This is a genomic window from Streptomyces rugosispiralis, from assembly GCF_024505145.1.
Taxonomy (GTDB): Bacteria; Actinomycetota; Actinomycetes; order Streptomycetales; family Streptomycetaceae; genus Streptomyces; species Streptomyces rugosispiralis.
Genome location: NZ_JANIAA010000055.1, coordinates 23,050 through 42,075, shown reverse-complemented (window position 1 = coordinate 42,075; position 19,026 = coordinate 23,050). Strand labels below are relative to the sequence as shown.

Genomic DNA, 19,026 nt, shown 5'->3' with positions numbered 1-19,026 from the left:
CTTTTCCGTGACCGTGCTTTCTCAGGTTTCCGTGACCATGCTCTTCGTGGCGCTACTTGCGCATGACCTCCGGCTCATGGCGGCGCAGCAGCCGTGCGACCACGATGCCGCACACGACGCCCAGGACGATCAGCGCGACCATGTCGATGCCCCACTGGGTGGTGGTGTGCTCCCACAGCGGGTCGGTGTCCAGGGGCTTCTTGCTGTCCCACGGCGCCATCATGTGACCGACGCCCGGGCCGAGGTCCAGCGTGGCACCGGCCGCACCGACCGCCCAGCGGGACGGCATCAGCCAGGCGAACTGCTCCACGCCCGGCGATCCGAAGATCTTGAACAGCACACCGGTGAAGACCACCTGGACGATCGCGAACATGACCAGCAGCGGCATGGTCTTCTCGGCGGTCTTCACCAGGGACGAGATGACCAGGCCCACCATCATCGAGGTGAAGCCGATCGCGATGACGGCCAGGCAGAGCTCGGCGGCCGGCGGCATCAGCAGACCCTCTTCCGGCAGCTTGCGCGTCGAGAGACCGATGGCGGAGATGATGACGCCCTGACAGGCGGTGATCACGCCGAGCACGATCACCTTGGACATCAGATACGCGGAGCGGGACAGGCCGACCGCCCGTTCCCGTTCGTAGATGACCCGTTCCTTGATCAGTTCTCGAACGGAGTTGGCCGCGCCGGTGAAGCACATGCCGACCACGAGGATCAGCAACACCGTCCCGGCGGCCTGGTTGAAGCTGCCCTTCGGGGCCATCTGGAGGCCGAACTTCGCCGGGATGACGACGCTCACCGCCCCCAGCACGGCGGGCAGGATCACCATCAGCCCCATGAAGCCCTTGTCGGAGCCGATCACCGACAGATAGCGGCGGATCAGCGTCCAGAGCTGCGAACCCCAGCTCTGCGACTTCTGCATCCGGGCCGGCGGCGCCTGGACGTTCACCGACTGCGGGGCCACGGAGTCGAGGTCCGCCGCGTACATCTGGTAGTGCTGCGAACCGCGCCAGCGGCCCGCCCAGTCGTAGTCGCGGTAGTTCTCGAACGCCGAGAAGACATCCGCCCAGGTGTCGTAGCCGAAGAAGTTGAGCGCCTCGTCCGGCGGGCCGAAGTAGGCCACCGAACCGCCCGGCGCCATCACCAGGAGCTTGTCGCACAGCGCCAGCTCGGCCACCGAGTGGGTGACCACCAGCACCGTGCGGCCGTCGTCGGCGAGACCGCGCAGCAACTGCATGACATCGCGGTCCATGCCCGGGTCGAGACCGGAGGTCGGCTCGTCCAGGAAGATCAGCGACGGCTTGGTGAGCAGCTCCAGCGCGACCGAGACCCGCTTGCGCTGACCGCCGGAGAGGGCGGTGACCTTCTTCTCCCGGTGGATGTCCAGCTTGAGCTCGCGCAGCACCTCGTCGATCCGGGCCTCGCGCTCGGCCTCGGCGGTGTCACCGGGGAAGCGGAGCTTGGCGGCGTAGCGCAGGGCCTTCTGGACGGTCAGCTCCTTGTGGAGGATGTCGTCCTGGGGCACCAGACCGATGCGCTGACGCAGCTCGGCGAACTGCTTGTAGAGGTTCCGGTTGTCGTAGAGGACATCGCCCTGGTTGGCCGGGCGGTAGCCGGTGAGCGCCTTCAGCAGCGTGGACTTGCCGGAGCCGGACGGGCCGATGACCGCGACGAGGGACTTCTCCGGGACGCCGAAGGAGACGTCCTTGAGGATCTGCTTGCCGCCGTCGACCGTCACCGTCAGATGGCGGGCCGAGAAGGAGACCTCACCGGTGTCGACGAACTCCTCGAGGCGGTCGCCGACCAGCCGGAAGGTGGAGTGACCGACACCGACGGTGTCGGTGGGGCCGATGATCTGCTGCCGGACCGGCTGACCGTTGACATAGGTGCCGTTGTGGCTGCCGAGGTCACGTATCTCGAAGCGGCCGTCGGGCAGCGCCCGGAACTCGGCGTGGTGGCGCGAGACCTGCAGATCGGAGACGACCAGGTCGTTCTCCAGCGCACGACCGATGCGCATCACCCGGCCCGCGGCCAGCTGGTGGAAGGTGGTCGGGCTGCGGTCGCCCTGGGCGGTCGCGGTGCCGGCCGGGCCGGAGGGGCCGGCGCCGGGGCCACTCTGCGCGAGGTTGCCCTGCGGGGCCTGGGGCTGCGGGGCCTGGGGCTGCGGCTGCTGGTGCGGCTGGGGGGCCTGCTGGTGGGGCGCCTGCTGCTGCGGGATGAACGGCTGCTGCTGGTGCGGGGCCTGGGGCTGCGGCCAGCCTTGGGGCTGCGCCTGGGGCTGTCCTTGGGGCGGCTGCCCGCCCTGCTGCGGCCAGCCGCCGGGGCCGGGCTGCTGCGGTGGCTGCTGAGCGGGGGGCTGCTGGCCGTGGTGAGCCTGCTGACCCTGCTGGGGCATGCCCATCGCCGCCTGCTGGCCGTACGCGCCCGCGGCACCCATCGAGGGGGCACCGCCGCCGGAGACGCTGAGCCGGGGGCCATCAGTGGCATTGCCGAGATGGACGGCCGAACCAGGGCCGATTTCCACCTGTTGGATTCTCTGGCCCTGCACATAGGTGCCGTTGGTGGAACCCTGATCCTCAATGATCCAACTGCGCCCACCCCAGCGCACCGTGGCATGTCGCCAGGAGACCCTGGCGTCGTCCAGCACCATGTCGCCCTGCGGGTCACGCCCCAGGCTGTACGACCTGGATGGATCAAGTGTCCAGGTCTGTCCGTTCAATTCCAGTACGAGTTCCGGCACTCCGCGCCCCACTAGTTGTCCCCCGAGTTACCCCCTGACACAGGGAGTCTAGGGATGGCGAACATCGTGAGGAACTATTTCAGGCTCAGTCCCTTCACCGGAAGTCGGGTTTTGACAAGACCACATCTCGGGCGTCATTGACTCATCCGAAAGGCCCTCGGAAAGTGGTAAGCGCTGACGGATAGTGCGGATCATGGTTTATCCGGGCAACTCGCGACGGTCGGGGGGTCGGCGGTATGAGCGCGAGCGGCGGCGTACGAGTGCCTGGCGGCGTACGAGTGCCCTGGGGACCCGCGCTGCTCGCCGCCATCGCCTCGGTGAGCTGGGCGTTCCTGGCCATGGTCGGGATCGCCGCGCTCGGCCTGCATCTGATCGGCGCGGACGGGGCGGGCGCGCTCGGGCCGATGGCCGCCGCGGCGACGGTGCTCGCGGTCGGCGGTTCCGTCACTCCGTCCGGCGATGTGGGCGTCTTCGGGCTGGAGGGCGCCCAGGCCCACGCCGCCATCGATATCGCGCCACTCGGGGTGAGCCTGGTCGGCGCGCTGCTGCTGGGGTGGCTGTTCGTACGGTCGTTGCGGGGCGCGGGGGCGGTGATCGGCCGGGCCGAACTCGCCGCGCGGGCGGGCCTGGTGGTCCTGCTCTTCCTGCTGCTGCTCGCCGGGCTGACCTGGGTGGGCAACGATACGGTCACGATCGACGGTGCCACGCTCGTCCGCCGCGGCCTCGGCACCGAACAGGCCGAGCACGATCTGCTGAGCCGACTCCCCGAGCAGTTGGGCGATATCGCGGAGATCGGCGGCGGGCTGCTGCCGCGACGACTGTCCGACCTCGTCGGCGCGAAGGCGTCCGTCGGCTTCACCGTGCCACCCGGCCGCTCACTGCTGGGCGGCCTGGTGTGGGTCGTCGCCGTCCTGCTGCTCGCGCTGCTGGCCTCGCGCCGTACCCCGCTGCCGCCCGGCGGGCGGGCGCTGCACCGCACCGTCCGGCCGGCGGTGTCCGCGCTGTGCGGGGTGCTGGTGCTCGCGGTCGGCGCGGGCCTGGCGGCCGGGGTCTACGCGGCGATCGGGGACGACCATCCGGGGCTGGTACTCGGGTCGGCGCTGCTCGGCGCGCCGAACGGGGTGTGGATCGGGGTACCGCTGGGGCTGTTCGTCCCCTGGTACGGCAAGGCGAGCGGTGCGCTGCGGCATGTCCTGCCCGACCCCGTGGACCAGCTGCTCGCCGGGCCGGGCGGGGAGCGGATCACGGTGGGGCGGCTGGCCGAGCTCGACGGCCGGGTCTGGCTGCTGGTGGTCGCGAGTGTGCTGCTGATGCTCGCCGCCGGGGTGCTCACCGCGGCCCGTACGCCCGTGGGGACCCCCCGGCCGGCACCCGTGGGCGGCGCCCGGCCGGCACCCGTGGGTGCCTCTCGGCCGCTCGCCTTCGCGGGGTGGTGCGCGCTGCGGCTGGGCGTGGTGACGGCGCTCGCGCTGCCGCTGCTGGTGGGGCTGACCCGGGTCTCGGCGGGGGCGAGCCTGTCCGTGCTCGGCTTCGACGCCTTCGGGGCGGGGATCGAGCTGTACGGGAACGCGGCGCTCGCGCTCGCGCTGGGCGCGGGCTGGGGCACGGCGGCAGGGGCCGCCGGGGCGCTGGCGGCATGGGCGACGGGCACGGCGGGGCGCCGGGCGGTGGCGCTCCCGCGGCAGCGGGAGCGGGAGCGGCAGCGGCAGGAGGGGGACGGCGGGCCGGGCGGGGGCGAGCGAGGCGAGGGACCCGGCGGATCCCGGGGGCCGGAAGGCGGGCGTGGCGCATGACGTCGCCGACCACGCGAGGGTGTCGCCGATCACGCGAGGGGGGGTCGCCGATCATGCGAGGGGGGTCGCCGATCATGCGAGGGGTGACATCACGGCGACCGGGACATGAACGTTCGCCTCGGGTGGCCGTCCACGGTGCGGGCTGCCGCGCGCACCCCGGACAGGGCCGGATACGGTGGGAAGACCATGAGCGCATCGCGGATCCCCCCCGTCACCACCGTCCCAGACGATGATGTCCCCACCCTCCTTGTCAAGATCTTCGGCAAGGACCGCCCCGGTATCACCGCCGGGCTCTGCGACACCCTGGCCGCCTATGGCGTGCACATAGTCGACATAGAGCAGGTCGTCACCCGGGGCCGCATCGTATTGTGCGTCCTGGTCACGGCGCCCAAGGCCGACGGGGCGGAGGGCGATCTGCGGGCCACCGTGCACAGCTGGGCGGAGTCGATGCGGCTCCAGGCCGAGATCATCTCCGGCCGGGGCGACAACCGGCCGCGTGGCACGGGCCGGTCGCATGTCACCGTGCTGGGGAATCCGCTGACCGCCGAGTCGACGGCCGCCATCGCCTCCCGGATCACCGGCACCGGCGGCAACATCGACCGGATCTTCCGGCTGGCGAAGTATCCGGTGACGGCCGTGGAGTTCGAGGTGTCCGGCGCCGAGACGGAACCGCTGCGCACCGCGCTCGCCACCGAGGCCGCCGATATCGGCGTCGATGTGGCCGTGGTGGCGTCGGGGCTGCAGCGCCGGGCCCAGCGGCTGGTGGTCATGGATGTGGACTCCACCCTGATCCAGGACGAGGTGATCGAACTCTTCGCCGCGCATGCCGGGTGTCAGGCCGAGGTCGCCGAGGTCACGTCCCGCGCGATGCGCGGTGAGCTGGACTTCGAGCAGTCGCTGCACGCGCGGGTCGCGCTGCTGGCCGGGATCGACGAGTCCGTGGTGGAGAAGGTACGCGCCGAGGTCCGGCTCACCCCCGGCGCCCGTACGCTGATCCGCACGCTGAAGCGGCTCGGCTATCAGGTGGGTGTGGTCTCCGGTGGCTTTACGCAGGTCACCGACGACCTCAAGGAGCGTCTCGGCCTGGACTTCGCCTCCGCCAACACCCTGGAGGTCGTGGACGGCAAGCTGACCGGCCGGGTGATCGGCGAGGTGGTGGACCGGGCGGGCAAGGCCCGGCTGCTGCGGCGGTTCGCGGCCGAGGCGGGGGTGCCGCTGGTGCAGACGGTCGCGATCGGCGACGGGGCGAACGACCTGGACATGCTGAACGCGGCGGGGCTGGGGGTCGCCTTCAACGCCAAGCCGGTGGTCCGGGAGGCCGCGCACACCGCCGTGAACGTACCGTTCCTCGACACCGTGCTGTATCTGCTGGGCGTGACCCGCGACGAGGTCGAGGCGGCGGACGCGCACGTGGACTGACGAGCCCGGTCCGGAACGCGCACCGGCCCCCGCTCCCCCGTACGGCTACGACGACGGTGGAGCGGGGGCCGGTGCGTTGGGCTCCGGGATCATGCCCGGGAAGGCACGTCCGGGGCGGCACCTCCGGTGGATCAGCGCGTACGGTGGATCAGCACGTCCGGTGGATCAGCGCGCACGGCGGATCAGCCGGGAGCAGGACCCGGGCGGCTCACTCGTGGGGCGCCCAGAAGCTGGTCAGCCGCCCGCAGCCGATCTCGACCGACTTCCACGAGCCGCTGAACGTCACGACCGCGAACGCGGAGGTGGGGAAGGCACCGCGGTCCATGCGCTCCTTGGCGTCCTCGTCGGCCTCGCCCGCCAGCGCGTCGGCGAGGCCGTGCATCCCGGGGTTGTGGCCGACGACCAGCAGGTCGGTGATGTCGTCCGAAGTCTCGTTGATCACCTCGATGAGCTGACCGACCGGGGCGTCGTACAGCCGCTCCTCGTAGACGGTCTTGGGGCGCTGCGGCAGTTCGTGGACCACCAGCTTCCAGGTCTCACGGGTGCGCAGTGCGGTGGAGCAGAGGGTGAGTTCGGGGGTGAGACCGGCCTCCGCGATCCGGCGCCCGGCGATCGGGGCGTCATTGCGGCCGCGCTCCGCGAGCGGGCGCTCATGGTCGGCCACCTGGGGCCAGTCGGCCTTGGCGTGTCGAAGGAGGACAATCCTGCGGGGCACATCGACGCTCATGCGTCCCAGCTTCGCATGAATCGGTGCACGAGGCGCAGGGTGTTGGAACGACCTCGTCAAACGTGAGCACACCCGCGATATGGCGGACACAACTGATCTCCACCGCCTACGGTGGTCACGGTGCCGCCTCCCCGAGGCTCCGCCGCACCAACTCCACGACCTGCGAGACCGGCCCTGAGCCACCGCTGTCGGCGTGGGCGTCGGTGGGTCCGGTCAGCAGAAGCAGCAGCGCCGCGAAGGCCACGGCCGGGAGGGCGACGGCCCACCACGGCAGCCGGGTGTCCATGCCGCTGTCCACCGGGTGCGTGTGCCGGGTATGGGTGCGGGCGGACATGGGATCGCCTCCGGGGTCGCCGAACGTGTCGATGGTTCGACGGTACGGAGCGGGCGGGACGCCTCCCATCCGGTGAGCCACCCAGTTACCCCTGAGCCCTGCCCCCTAGGGGATGGTGGGGCCAGCCCCACCATCCGGCTGCCGCCCCAGGTCAGGGCGAGGCGATGGTGGCGATCACGGCGATGACCGCGGTGATGCCCAGCATCACGCCGAAGATGACGAGGAGCTTCTTCTGGCCGTTCGGGGGGTTCTCATCGAGCACTGGCATGACACCAGTGTCCCATCCCCGGTTCGCGAGACCGCCCGGCCCCTCGCCCTCGTCGTGCCGTGCGCTCGTCGGCCTTCGTCCTCGTCGGACTCCGTGCTCGTCAGACTCCGTGCTCGTCAGACTCCGTGCTCGTCAGACTCCGAGCCCGTCAGCCTTCGTCCTCGAGGTGGCGGTCGCGTCCGGCCAGTACGCCCGCGACGATCTGCGGCACCATGAACCCGGCCATCAGCGCGAGCGGCTGCCCCCAGCCGCCGCTGTGCTGGTAGAGCACGCCGACCAGCAGCGGGCCCGGGATGGACAGCAGATAGCCGACGCTCTGCGCGAAGGCCGACAGCCGGACGACGCCCGCGTGGGTCCTCGTCCGCATCCCGATCATGGTGAGGGCGAGCGGGAAGGCGCAGTTGGCGATGCCGAGCAGCACGGCCCACGCCCAGGCGCCCTCGGCCGGGGCCAGCCACAGCCCGGCGTAACCGGTGAGCCCGAAGACGCCGAGGATGACGACCAGGACGCCCTGGTGCCGCAGCCGGGCGGCGATCCGCGGCAGGACGAAGGCGAGCGGCACGCCCATCGCCATCATCACGGCCAGCAGCAGACCGGAGGTGGAGGCGGAGACTCCCGCGTCCCGGAAGATCTGCGGCATCCAGCCCATGGAGATGTACGCGGCGGTGGCCTGGAAGCCGAAGAAGACGGCCATGGCCCAGGCGAGGGGGGAGCGGGTGACGCGCATCGCGGGGGCGCCGGCGGGGGCCGCGGCGGTCTCGGCCGCGGCAGGTGCCTCCGTATCCGTACCGCCCGCCTCCGGGCCGCTCGCACCGGCGCGGGCGAGGAACAGCCAGGGCACCAGCGCCACCACGGCGAGCAGCGCCCACACCCCGAGCCCGCTCCGCCAGGAGCCGCCCAGCGCGTCGGTCATCGGCACGGTGGCCGCCGCGGCGGCGGCCGTGCCCAGCGACAGGCCCATCGAGTACAGCCCGGTCATCGCGCCGACCCGGTCCGGGAACCAGCGCTTGACGATCACCGGCATCAGGATGTTGCTCACCGCGATCCCGGCCAGGGCGAGCGCGCTGGCGGCCAGGAAGACCACGGTCCCGCCGGCGAAGGGGCGCAGCAGCAGACCGGTGGCGATGGCGGCGAGCCCGGCGCAGACGACGGCCCCCGGCCCCCAGCGCCGGGCCAGCCGAGGCGCGGTGAGCCCGAAGAGCGCGAAGCAGGCCGCGGGCACGGAGGTGAGCACTCCGGCGACCGTGCCGCTCATCCCGAGGCCGTCGCGGACCTCCTCCAGCAGCGGACCGAGGCTGGTGACGGCGGGACGGAGATTGAGCGCGGCGAGCATGAGCCCTGCCGCCATGACGCGGCCGCGCCAGGGCGAGGCCACGCGGCGCGGTCCTTCCGGTTCCGCCGGTTGGGGCGCGGAGGCGGCGGTCTCGGGCGTCGCGAGGTCGTCAGAGGGGGGCGTATGCATGCCGACCATCATAGAATGATGGGATGAATGCTCGTCCAGTGGATAGCGACCACCCGGTAACGGCCGGACGGCATCATGGAAGGGGCGTCCGTTTGCCCACCTCGGGGCCCCGTCCGCATCGCATCCGCCGCACGCACGCACGCACAGGAGAGTTATGCCGCTGACCTCGCCCCGGCGCTCCGCCCTCGCCGACCAGGTGATCGCCCAGCTGCGCGCCCAGATCACCTCGGGTGAGTGGCCGGTGGGCTCGCGGATCCCCACCGAGCCCGAGCTGGTCGAGCAGCTCGGGGTCGCGCGCAACACCGTGCGGGAGGCCGTGCGCGCCCTCGCGCACAACGGGCTGCTGGACATCCGCCAGGGCTCGGGTACGTACGTACTGGCCACCAGCGAACTGGCCGGGGTGATGCACCGCCGCTTCGCCGCCGCCGATCCCCGTCATGTGGCCGAGCTGCGCAGCGCCCTGGAGACCAAGGCGGCCCAGCTGGCCGCGGAGCGCCGTACCGAGCCGGAGCTCAAGCAGCTGGACGCCCAGCTGGACCGGCGCGAGCGGGCCTGGGAGGCGGGCGACCCGGACGCCTTCGTCGAGGCGGACGCCACCTTGCACATGGCGGTCGTGGCCGCCGCGCACAACGATGTGCTGGCCGAGCTGTACGCGGATCTGGGCGCGGTCGTACGGGACTTCCTGCGCGCTGACGTGGACAGCGGGATGGGCCCGGACACGTATGTGGACCACGGACGGCTGGTGGAGGCGATCCGGGAGGGGGACGGGGAACGGGCGGCGGCCGAGGCAAGCACCCACCCGTTCGGCTGCCGTTTCCGGAGCCGCTGAGCGACCCGTTTCCCAGTAGCGGCCGTGCTAGTGGCCGTAGCAATGGCCCCAGCAGTGGCCGTAGTAGTGACCGTAGTAGTGAGTAGTGACCGTAGTAGCGGCCGTAGTAGGGCCCCGCGCTCAGCGGTGGCTCACCCATGCCTTCCGTATCTCCTTCCAGCAGCGCTCGGCGAGCCGCACATACTGCGCCGGGCCGACCTCCACCGGGCGGGCGTCCATGTCCGGGTCCCACCAGTGGGCGCATTCGACATGCAACTGCACCCGGTCGACGCGTGGATTGGGGTTGAAGCAGTCGACGGTGGCGTGCGAGCCGCGCACCGTGGTGTTGCAGGCGGCCTGGCGCGGCCGGGGCCGGTCCTGCGCGGCGGAGCTGGATGCGGCGATGACCAGACCCACCGTGGCTACGAGCAGCACCGCGGCCGCGACACGGCGGGTCGTACGCATGCGGGACCTCCTCGGCCGTGTCGCCGGCGCCGGCGCTCCGGTGAGTCGGTTCGTCGTGCGAGGCGTGTCAGGAGCACCTCGGGTATGGGGCGTATCAGGCGTTACGGGGCGTATGACTCCAGAGTGCGTGTACTCACCACCCGTACGCGCGTCCTACTCCCCCGAACGGGTGAACGCGAACGCGGAACGGCCGCCGCCCGGACCCGCGGTGCGCGGGAGCGGGACGGCGGCCGTCGCGCGGAAACGCCATGGGCGCGGCCGTGGGCTCAGGCACCCATCATGTGCACACCGCCGTCGACATGCACGATCTCGCCCGTGGTGCGCGGGAACCAGTCGGACAGCAGGGCCACGACGCCGCGGCCGGCCGGCTCCGGGTCGGTCAGGTCCCAGCCGATCGGGGCCCGGTGGTTCCACACGTCCGCGAGCTCCTCGAAGCCGGGGATGGACTTCGCGGCCATGGACTTGATGGGCCCGGCGGAGACCAGGTTGCAGCGGACGTTCCGCTCGCCGAGGTCGCGGGCGAGGTAGCGGTTGGTGGACTCCAGCGCCGCCTTGGCCACGCCCATCCAGTCGTACTTCGGCCAGGCGAACTGGGCGTCGAAGGTCAGGCCGACGATCGAGCCGCCGCGCTCCATGACCGGCAGGCAGGCCATGGTGAGCGCCTTGAGGGAGTAGGCCGAGACGTGCACGGCCGTGCCGACGTCCTCCCAGGTGCCCTCGAGGAAGTTGAACGCGCCCTGCGGGCCGAAGGCGACGGAGTGCACCACGCCGTCGAGGTCGACGCCCTCGCCCAGGTGCTCGCGCACCTTGTCGGCCAGGCCGTCCAGCTGCTCCTGGTTCTGCACGTCCAGCTCGATGACCGGGGCGGGCTTGGGCAGCCGCTTGGCGATCCGCTCGACGAGGGAGACCCGGCCGAAGCCGGTGAGGATGACCTCGGCGCCCTCCTCCTGGGCCAGCTTGGCGGCGTGGAAGGCGATGGACGCCTCGGTGATGACGCCCGTGACCAGGATGCGCTTACCAGCGAGAATTCCACTCATGACGTTCAGTGACCCATGCCCAATCCGCCGTCGACAGGGATGACGGCTCCAGTGATGTACGCGGCCTCGTCGGAGGCCAGGAAGCGGACCGAGGCGGCGATCTCCTCGGGCTGCGCGTATCGCGCGAGCGGTACCTGCTTCACGATGTTCTCGCGCTGGTCGTCGTTGAGCGCACGCGTCATGTCCGTGTCGACGAATCCGGGCGCGACCACATTGACGGTGATGTTGCGCGAGCCCAGCTCGCGGGCGAGGGAGCGGGCGAAGCCCACCAGGCCCGCCTTGGACGCGGCGTAGTTCGCCTGACCGGCCGAACCCATCAGCCCGACGACCGACGAGATCAGCACCACGCGCCCCTTACGGGCCCGCAGCATCCCCCGGTTGGCCCGCTTGACCACGCGGAACGTGCCGGTGAGGTTGGTCTCGAGGACGGCGGCGAAGTCCTCCTCGGACATCCGCATCAGCAGCTGGTCGCGGGTGACCCCGGCGTTGGCCACCAGGACCTCGACCGTGCCGTGCTTCTCCTCGATCTCCTTGTACGCCTGCTCGACCTGCTCCGGCTCGGTGATGTCGCACTTGACCGCGAGGAAGCCGGCCGGCGGCTCACCCGACCGGTAGGTGATGGCGACCTTGTCGCCAGCGTCGGCGAAGGCACGGGCGATGGCGAGGCCGATGCCGCGGTTGCCTCCGGTGACGAGAACCGAGCGGCTCAAGGGACCACCTTCTCTTGTCGATCTCTCATGTCGGTGTCGAGCCGGACGTCACAGTGCGTGCCGACCCCTACCCTCGCAAACTATCGGTCCAAGGCCCCCGAGGAGGAATCGGGCAGCCACAGGGGCGTGTGTCCCTCCCTGTCGACTTCCTACAGAAGCCCAGTGGTCACCGAGCACCCGCCGGACCCGATCACGACCTCTCTGATACCCGGCCTCTCTGTCACCCGGCCGCTCCGTCACCAGCGGACGGCCGTGAAGTCGATCGGCCGGGGCCGCAGCAGCCCCGTGCGCTCCGCCAGCGCCCGCAGACGTCGGGACATCTCGTCGGCGTCCAGACGGCACCGGTCCCCGTGCCCCGGCAGCATCCACTCGCAACGCAGCCGTCCGGCCACCCTCGCCAGTGAGGCGGCCAGCTCCTCGATGGAGTACCAGGTCACGCTCTCCGCGACGGCCAGGTCTCCGATCGCGCGCGACCAGTAGATGCTGTCGCCGCTGAAGCAGTACCGGTCGTCCGCGAGGTAGAGCACACTGCCCCGGGTGTGGCCCGGCAGCGGATGGGCCGTAACCCCCTCGCCGATCTCCACGGGCTCCAACCCCCGGATCACCCGGTCCGCGTCGGGCGCCGCGTCCAGATCACCCTCGTGGATCCACAGCCGGGCACCGAAGTGGTCCGCGTAGCGACGGCCGTGTGCGGCGTGGTCGCGGTGGGTCAGCAGCACATCGGTGACGGGGCCCGACGCCGCGTAACGCCCGGCCAGCTCCCGGCTCCAGCGCGGCGTGTCGATCATCATCGCCGTGCCGGACGGCCGCGGCAGCAGATAGGAGTTGGCCCCGGCGGTGTGCTGGGAATTGTGGCCGCAGATCAGCACCCCGTCGTCCAGCGCCATGGGGAACGGGTCGAGCGCCCGGTCCGGCGGCCCGGACGTCCGGCGGATCGAGCGGGTGGGACAGGCGAAGACGGCCGCGTGCAGGCGCCGCGTCTCCGCCTCGTCGCGCGGCTGACGCACGACCTCCGACTGCCCGCCGACCTCGCTGATCAACTCTGGCGCCAGCTGCCGGGCGACGTCGCAGTTGGTACAGCGGTCGTCCACGTACCAGTCGTCCATGACCGGGCTCCTTCCAGGAATGCGGCCCTGGCCCGGACCGCACTTCCAGGGATAGCCAGTCGCGGACAAAACCGGTAGACCCTGCCGATCTTGCACTTCCTGGCCCCGGCCTCTCTCACGGGTCCGTGAATCTCGGATATTGGTCCAGACCTTTAGGTCCACCCATTCATCACGGCGCGTCGCGCGGCGGTCACCACTGGTGTCAGTCACCTGTGCGAAGATGGCCCGCATGTTTGGGGGAGGGGACAGCAGACCGCCTGGTCAGGCGGGCAGAACGACACTGGCGGACCTCATCCGCCAGGAGACCGCGGCGCGGATGTCGGAGCCGGAGAAGTGGGCGGCGCTGCGGAGGGCGCGGCTGTATTTCCAGCGTCCGGAGGAGCCGGGCTTCCTGGTCTCGGAGACCGCCGAAGACGGCCCGCTGGTGCCGGTCTTCACCTCACTGGAGGGGCTCGCGCGCTTCGCGGGGGCGTGCGGATGGGCGTCCACGACCGTCGAGGACCTGGTGGGCCTGCTGCCCGAGGGCGTACGGGCGCTGGTGGACCCACTCGGCGAGCGCCCCTTCCTGCTGGACGCCGCGACACTGCGCGACACGGAGGGGGCCGACGGTGGCTGATCCCGACGCGAGGAATGTGAACCGCGCCCCCAGCGAGGGCGGCGAACACGGCAAGTACGGCGGCAACGAGGGTGCCGACGGCTACAAGATCGAGATCGCCTCGGTGAAGGGCCTGATCGCCCCGCTGGAGGAGTCGGTCGTCGGAGCCCGAGCCGCGAGGAACCACCAGGAGAAGCTGACGGCCTATCTCCAGCACTGCGGCGCCCCCGAACTCCTGGAATCGGGCAAGGGGTTCCTCAAGGAGTGGGGCTTCGGCATGGGCGAGCTGGCCGATCACGCGGACGCGGTGGTGGAGCGGCTGTACGAGGCGATAGCCGGGTACATGCTGGCGGATCTGATGCGGATCAAGGACTTCTGGCCCTCGGACGAGAACATGGCCAAGCTCCCCTCGGGCGCGGCGGGCAAGTGGTCCTGGGACCATGTGGGCGCGCCGGAAATGGAGAAGCGCCCGGAGGACACGGCGTTGTCGAAGTTCGCGCGCACGTTACAGAGTGAGTACGGGGACGAGTCCTGATGGGCGATCCGGACGCGGGGCGGCCCCCGCAGATACGGATACCGGAGGACGCCAAGCCCAAGGATCTGATCCCCGGCAATCCGGACGACATCGACGACCTGGTGCTGGAGCTGCGCGCGTACGCGGGTGCCTTCCAGGACGGCAAGGACAAGCTGCGGCCGCTGGAGCTGGCGGACTGGTCCGGCAAGGGCGCGAGCGAGTTCCGGACGGCGGTCGACCGGCTGCCGAAGGAGCTGACCTCGGGCCATGACCAGTTCACCCATGCGGCGAGCGCACTGGCGGCGTACGCCACCAAGCTGCGGTCGGTGCAGAAGCGGTGTGAGCCGATCATCGAGGACGCGGACGCGGCGCGGGCGGCGTCCAGGGCGCACGGCAAGAAGGTCGAGTCGTACAACGACGCGGTGACGCGCGGCGACGAGCGGTTGCCGGAGAAGCCTTCGGAGACCGATCCGGGCATCGCCGCGATGGAGGCGTGTATCGGTCGGCTGGACAAGCTGATCGAGGAGTTGCGGCTGGTCGTCGACGCGTCGAAGAAGAAGATCGACAAGGCGGCGGAGAAGGCCCCGAACAAGCCGAGCAACTGGCAGAAGGTCGGGGGCGGCCTCAAGGACGGGCTGTGGAAGGTCCACTACGGCATCCTGGGCGCGGCCGAGCTGCCCGCCTCGCTCCTCAAGGGCGACGCCCAGGGCTTCGCGATGCAACTGGCCGGGATGGTGGACGGCGCGGCGTACGCGGCCCAGCACCCCAAGGAGTTCGCCAAGGCGGTCACGAACTGGGACATGTGGTCCAAGGACCCGCTGCGCGCGGCGGGCGAGATCACCCCGTCGCTGCTGCTCGCCCTGGCCACGGGCGGTGCGAGCGCCCTGCGCAAGGAGCTCGGGACGAGCCGGACCGCCGCCCAGCGGCTGGCGGCCCGCAAGAAGGTCCTGGGCCGGGACGGCGAGGCGTCCCGGCGGGCGGACAGTGAGGGCACACACGACCAGCACGCGCGTGACAGGAACTGCGAGGGCGACCCGGTCGACGTCGCGACCGGCGAGATGGTCATGCCGGCCACGGACGTGTCCCTGCCCGGCGCGCTCCCCCTGGTCCTGGAGCGCACGTTCGTCTCCGGGCACACCTGCGGCGGCTGGTTCGGCCGCACCTGGGCGGCCACGCTGGACCAGCGGCTGGAGCTGGACGCGGACGGGATCGTGTTCGTCACGGCCGACGGGATGGTGCTGCGCTACGGGGTGCCGACGCCCGGGGAGGACACCTATCCGGCGCGGGGCCCGCGCTGGCCGCTGCGCTGGGACGGCGCGGCGGGCGGCGCGATGCGGATCGAGATCCCGGAGCAGGGGCGCACACTGCGCTTCGACCCGTTGGCGGGCAACGAACTCCCCCTGACGGTGATCGAGGACCGCAACGGCCGGACCATCACCTTCACGTACGACGAGGACGGCACCCCGCGCGAGGTGGCGCACTCCGGCGGGTACCGCATCGCGATCGACACCGACCCGGAGCTGATGCGCGTCACCGGGCTGCGGCTGCTGGGCGTGGGTGACGCCGAGGGAGGGACCGTGCTGGTCTCCTTCGGCTACAACGCGGTGGGCGACCTGACCGAGGTCTTCAACTCCGCCGCCGAGCCGATGCGGTTCACCTACGACGACCAGCACCGCGTCACGTCCTGGACCGACCGCAACGGCACCAGCTTCGGGTACGTCTATGACCACCGGGGCCGGGTGCTGCGCACCATCGGCTCGGACGACATGATGACCGGCCGCTTCCACTACGACGAGGCGTCCCGCACCACCGTCTACACGGACTCGCTCGGCCACCGCGTCACGTATGTCTTCGACGAGGCGTACCGGGCGGTGGCCCGCACCGATGCCCTGGGCCACACCACCCGCACCGAGTGGGCCCTGGGACCGGGCCGCCGTCCGCTGTCGGTGACCGACCCACTGGGCGCGGAGACGCACTACACGCACGACGACTCCGGCAACCTGATACGCGTCGCCCGCCCGGACGGCACGGTGGCCACGGCCACGTATGACACGTACGGCAGGCCGCTGGAGGTCCGCGAGCCGGACGGGGCCGTGTGGCGCCACGCGTACGACGAACGGGGCAACCGCGTCCGGACGACGGACCCGATGGGCGCGGAGACGCACTACACGTATGACGAGTCGGGGAACCTGACCTCGGTCACGGACGCGCTGGGCCACACGACCCGGGTCGTATGCGACGCGGCGGGCCTGCCGGTGGAGGTCACCGACGCGTTGGGCAACACGACCACGGTCCGCCGGGGCACCCATGGCCGCATCACGCGCGTCACCGACCCCTTGGGCCATGTCACCCGCCAAGGCTGGACCATCGAGGGCAAGCCCGCCTGGCGCACCCGGCCGGACGGCAGCCGCGAGACCTGGGCCTGGGACGCCGAGGGCAACCTCGCGGAACACACCGACCCGGCGGGCAACACCACCCGCCACACCCACACCCACTTCGACCTCCCGGCGACCCGGACCGACCCGGACGGGGCGACGTACGCCTTCACGTACGACACCGAGCTGCGCCTGACCGGGGTCACGAACCCGCAGGGCCTGACGTGGACGTACGCGTATGACGGGGCGGGGCGGCTCAGCGCCGAAACCGACTTCAACGGGCGCACGCTGTCGTACCAGCACGACGCGGCGGGCCGCCTGATATCCCGGGCGAACGGCGCGGGCGAATCGCTGGCCTACACGCGTGACGCGCTGGGCCGCACGGTCGCCACGCGCACGGCGGACGGCACGGAGACGACGTTCGCGTACGACGCGGCGAGCCGCCTGACGCGGGCGGCGAACCCGGACACGGAGCTGAGCCGCACGTATGACGCGCGGGGCCGGGTTCTGACGGAGACGGTGGGCGACCGTACGACGTCGTACGCATACGACGCGGCGGGCAACCGCACCGAGCGGATCACCCCGAGCGGCCTGCGCTCGACCTGGACCTACGACGCGACAGGCCGCCCGCTGTCCCTCACCACGGCGGACAACTCCCTGCACTTCGCGTACGACGCGGCGGGCCGCGAGACGACACGTACGTTCGGCGACGACGTGACCCTGGCCCAGGCGTGGGACGCCCTGGACCGCCTGACGGGCCAGACCGTCACCGGCCCGGCCAACGCCCTCGTCCAGCACCGGGCGTACGGCTACCGCCCCGACGACCACCTCACCGAGATCCGCGAGCTGACGTCCGGCACCCGCCGCTTCGACCTCGACCCGGTCGGGCGCGTGACGGCGGTCCACGCCCACGGGTGGACCGAGACGTACGCCTACGACACGGCGGGCAACCTGACGCACGCCACGGCCCCGGGCCATGAGGCGCCCGGCGACCGCGAGGTCACCGGCACGGTGATCCACCGAGCAGGCCGCACCACATACGAACACGACGCCCAGGGCCGCCTCACCCGCCGCACCCGCAAGCTGCTGAACGGCCAGACCCGAACGTGGACCTACACCTGGAGCCCCGAAGACCGCCTGACGGACGCGACAACCCCGGACGGCGACCACTGGCACTACACCTATGACCCGTTGGGCCGCCGCACCGCGAAACAACGCCTCGCGAAAGACGGCACGGCCGCCGACCGAATCGACTTCACCTGGGACGGCACCCGCCTGGCGGAACAGACAGCGGCCGATGGCACAACACTGACCTGGGACTATGCCCCGGACACCCACCGCCCCCTGACCCAAACCGAGCACCACATACCGGGTGCCCCAGCGGAAACCCCATGCCCGCCCCTGAGCAAGACCACCCCCCAAGCGGAATACGACGCCCGCCTCCACGCCATCATCACCGACCTGGTCGGCACCCCCACCGAACTGGTCACCCCTGACGGCACCCTGGCCTGGCAACACCGCACCACCCTCTGGGGCACCCCCCTCCCCGCCCCACCCGGCTCAGCCGACTGCCCCCTCCGCTTCCCCGGCCAATACGCCGACCCGGAAACCGGCCTCCACTACAACTATTTCCGCCACTACGACCCGGAATCTGCTCGGTACACCACCCCTGACCCGCTCGGATTGGTTCCAGCCCCCAATGCGACAAGCTATGTCGACAATCCCCACACTTGGAGTGATCACCTAGGGCTCGCCGGGGATGACGGCGTAGAATGGGCCAACCCTAACGATATAAACTTTTCACAACGCACCGTATCTCCGAACGACTACGCAGAGAAGATGCGCTCTGGAGAATGGGATTGGCGCCAACCTGGAGCGGCTTTGAGAGTCATGGAGGTAGACGGTCAACTGGTGTCATACGACAACCGAAGGCTTGATGCGGCGCGCGAAGTTGGGGCGCCCGTGGCAATCGAACACGTCGACCCGAATGCTGTCCACCCTGATTCTACAACTGGGCGAACCTGGGCAGAGCAATTCAGAAGACGCATGAACTCAGCACGGAACAGGAATGAGCTTGGTGAGCCTGTGCCGCCAACGGGACTAGAACAGAGACCAGATCACGTTCGGAACAATAAATGCAAGAAGGGGAAATGACCACCATCACAGAGCTGTGGAAAGAATTTCAGCTCCCCATCCGAGATGCCCTGCACTTCGCCGATGGGCAATCCTTCGACGTGAGCCTCACTCCCGAAGCATCGAGCGGACTAACGATCCAGGCGCCTTTCGATTTGAGTGGCATGCTTGCGGATGATCCATCATGGACATCCTCAGTTGATGGACTTGTCGAGACAGACTTGGGCGGGCGGGGGCTACTGTGGGGCGGCGAGGGCTCTTATGGCTCCGAGGGTTTTATCGCCCGCTTGACCACCGATCGCTCACTAGTTTGGGCGATCTTCTTCATGGATTCGAATCCATTTGATCAGATCCACTTGATCAACAACGTCGCCACCTTCGTCTCAACTTCCACGGTGGAAATCACAGTCGACATCGACGATCCACGAGCACCAATCCCCATGATGTAAGGACGGTGCACGTCCACAAGACATCAACCCTTTCGACGCGGCCGACTCCGACAAGACCGGGCTGCTCGCCGAGTGGAGCCGGCGGCTGCTGGCC

At 70.4% G+C, this 19,026-nt stretch carries 16 protein-coding genes; 7 read left to right on the top strand and 9 right to left on the bottom strand.

Translation table 11 applies throughout. From position 1 onward, the window contains the following. Nucleotides 1–52: 52 nt before the first annotated feature. Entirely contained in the window at nucleotides 53–2,737 is a 2,685-nt protein-coding gene (locus tag NP777_RS42860; RefSeq protein WP_449343561.1) for an FHA domain-containing protein, read from the bottom strand. Nucleotides 2,738–2,973: 236 nt separating this feature from the next. Here NP777_RS42860 and NP777_RS42855 point away from each other — a divergent pair, with 236 nt between their 5' ends. After that, the gene (locus NP777_RS42855; protein ID WP_256655613.1) at nucleotides 2,974–4,530 is read left to right on the top strand and encodes a streptophobe family protein; all 1,557 of its coding nucleotides are present in this window, start codon (nucleotides 2,974–2,976) and stop codon (nucleotides 4,528–4,530) included. A 186-nt stretch (nucleotides 4,531–4,716) separates the two neighbouring features. Then, entirely contained in the window at nucleotides 4,717–5,949 is a 1,233-nt protein-coding gene (serB, locus tag NP777_RS42850) for a phosphoserine phosphatase SerB (RefSeq protein ID WP_256655612.1), read from the top strand. Between the two features lie 208 nt (nucleotides 5,950–6,157). Here serB and NP777_RS42845 read toward each other — a convergent pair whose 3' ends face one another. From NP777_RS42845 to NP777_RS42830, 4 genes are all read right to left on the bottom strand, one after another. Beyond that, nucleotides 6,158–6,676, bottom strand: coding sequence for a SixA phosphatase family protein (locus NP777_RS42845; protein WP_256655611.1), 519 nt, complete (start codon nucleotides 6,674–6,676; stop codon nucleotides 6,158–6,160). Between the two features lie 115 nt (nucleotides 6,677–6,791). After that, nucleotides 6,792–7,010, bottom strand: a complete 219-nt coding sequence (locus NP777_RS42840) for a hypothetical protein (RefSeq protein ID WP_256655610.1) — start codon at nucleotides 7,008–7,010, stop codon at nucleotides 6,792–6,794. A gap of 151 nt (nucleotides 7,011–7,161) precedes the next feature. Then, entirely contained in the window at nucleotides 7,162–7,278 is a 117-nt protein-coding gene (locus NP777_RS42835; RefSeq protein ID WP_256655609.1) for an SGM_5486 family transporter-associated protein, read from the bottom strand. Nucleotides 7,279–7,426: 148 nt separating this feature from the next. Further along, nucleotides 7,427–8,740 (bottom strand): CynX/NimT family MFS transporter, encoded by a 1,314-nt coding sequence (locus tag NP777_RS42830; protein WP_256655608.1) that lies wholly within the window; start codon nucleotides 8,738–8,740, stop codon nucleotides 7,427–7,429. A 154-nt stretch (nucleotides 8,741–8,894) separates the two neighbouring features. Between NP777_RS42830 and NP777_RS42825 the strand changes: the two genes are divergently transcribed. Then, the gene (locus NP777_RS42825) at nucleotides 8,895–9,569 is read left to right on the top strand and encodes a FadR/GntR family transcriptional regulator (RefSeq protein WP_256655607.1); all 675 of its coding nucleotides are present in this window, start codon (nucleotides 8,895–8,897) and stop codon (nucleotides 9,567–9,569) included. 120 nt (nucleotides 9,570–9,689) lie between these two features. On the opposite strand, the gene NP777_RS42820 is transcribed toward NP777_RS42825, so the two are convergent. The 4 genes from NP777_RS42820 to NP777_RS42805 all read right to left on the bottom strand — a co-directional run bounded on the left by NP777_RS42820 (nucleotide 9,690) and on the right by NP777_RS42805 (nucleotide 12,866). Next, the gene (locus NP777_RS42820; RefSeq protein WP_256655606.1) at nucleotides 9,690–10,013 is read right to left on the bottom strand and encodes a hypothetical protein; all 324 of its coding nucleotides are present in this window, start codon (nucleotides 10,011–10,013) and stop codon (nucleotides 9,690–9,692) included. Between the two features lie 266 nt (nucleotides 10,014–10,279). Next, nucleotides 10,280–11,050 (bottom strand): enoyl-ACP reductase FabI, encoded by a 771-nt coding sequence (fabI, locus tag NP777_RS42815; protein ID WP_256655605.1) that lies wholly within the window; start codon nucleotides 11,048–11,050, stop codon nucleotides 10,280–10,282. Nucleotides 11,051–11,055: 5 nt separating this feature from the next. Next, nucleotides 11,056–11,760 (bottom strand): 3-oxoacyl-[acyl-carrier-protein] reductase, encoded by a 705-nt coding sequence (gene fabG / locus NP777_RS42810; protein ID WP_256655604.1) that lies wholly within the window; start codon nucleotides 11,758–11,760, stop codon nucleotides 11,056–11,058. Nucleotides 11,761–11,996: 236 nt separating this feature from the next. Then, a complete protein-coding gene (locus NP777_RS42805) occupies nucleotides 11,997–12,866 on the bottom strand; it encodes an MBL fold metallo-hydrolase (RefSeq protein ID WP_256655603.1) in 870 nt (289 codons plus the stop codon). Between the two features lie 316 nt (nucleotides 12,867–13,182). On the opposite strand from NP777_RS42805, the gene NP777_RS42800 reads away from it, so the two are divergent. From NP777_RS42800 to NP777_RS42775, 4 genes are read left to right on the top strand one after another with little or no spacing between them, the layout of a single operon-like run. Then, entirely contained in the window at nucleotides 13,183–13,482 is a 300-nt protein-coding gene (locus NP777_RS42800; protein ID WP_256655602.1) for an SseB family protein, read from the top strand. Continuing rightward, complete coding sequence (locus tag NP777_RS42795; RefSeq protein WP_256655601.1) at nucleotides 13,475–13,996, top strand: hypothetical protein; 522 nt, start codon at nucleotides 13,475–13,477, stop codon at nucleotides 13,994–13,996. The genes NP777_RS42800 and NP777_RS42795 overlap by 8 nt, the downstream gene beginning before the upstream one ends. Then, nucleotides 13,996–18,504: a putative T7SS-secreted protein gene (locus tag NP777_RS47925; RefSeq protein ID WP_305890715.1), complete on the top strand. Its 4,509-nt coding sequence runs from the start codon at nucleotides 13,996–13,998 to the stop codon at nucleotides 18,502–18,504. The genes NP777_RS42795 and NP777_RS47925 overlap by 1 nt, the downstream gene beginning before the upstream one ends. After that, entirely contained in the window at nucleotides 18,501–18,932 is a 432-nt protein-coding gene (locus NP777_RS42775) for a hypothetical protein (RefSeq protein WP_256655600.1), read from the top strand. Before NP777_RS47925 ends, NP777_RS42775 begins: the two co-directional genes overlap by 4 nt. The last annotated feature ends 94 nt before the right edge of the window (nucleotides 18,933–19,026 follow it).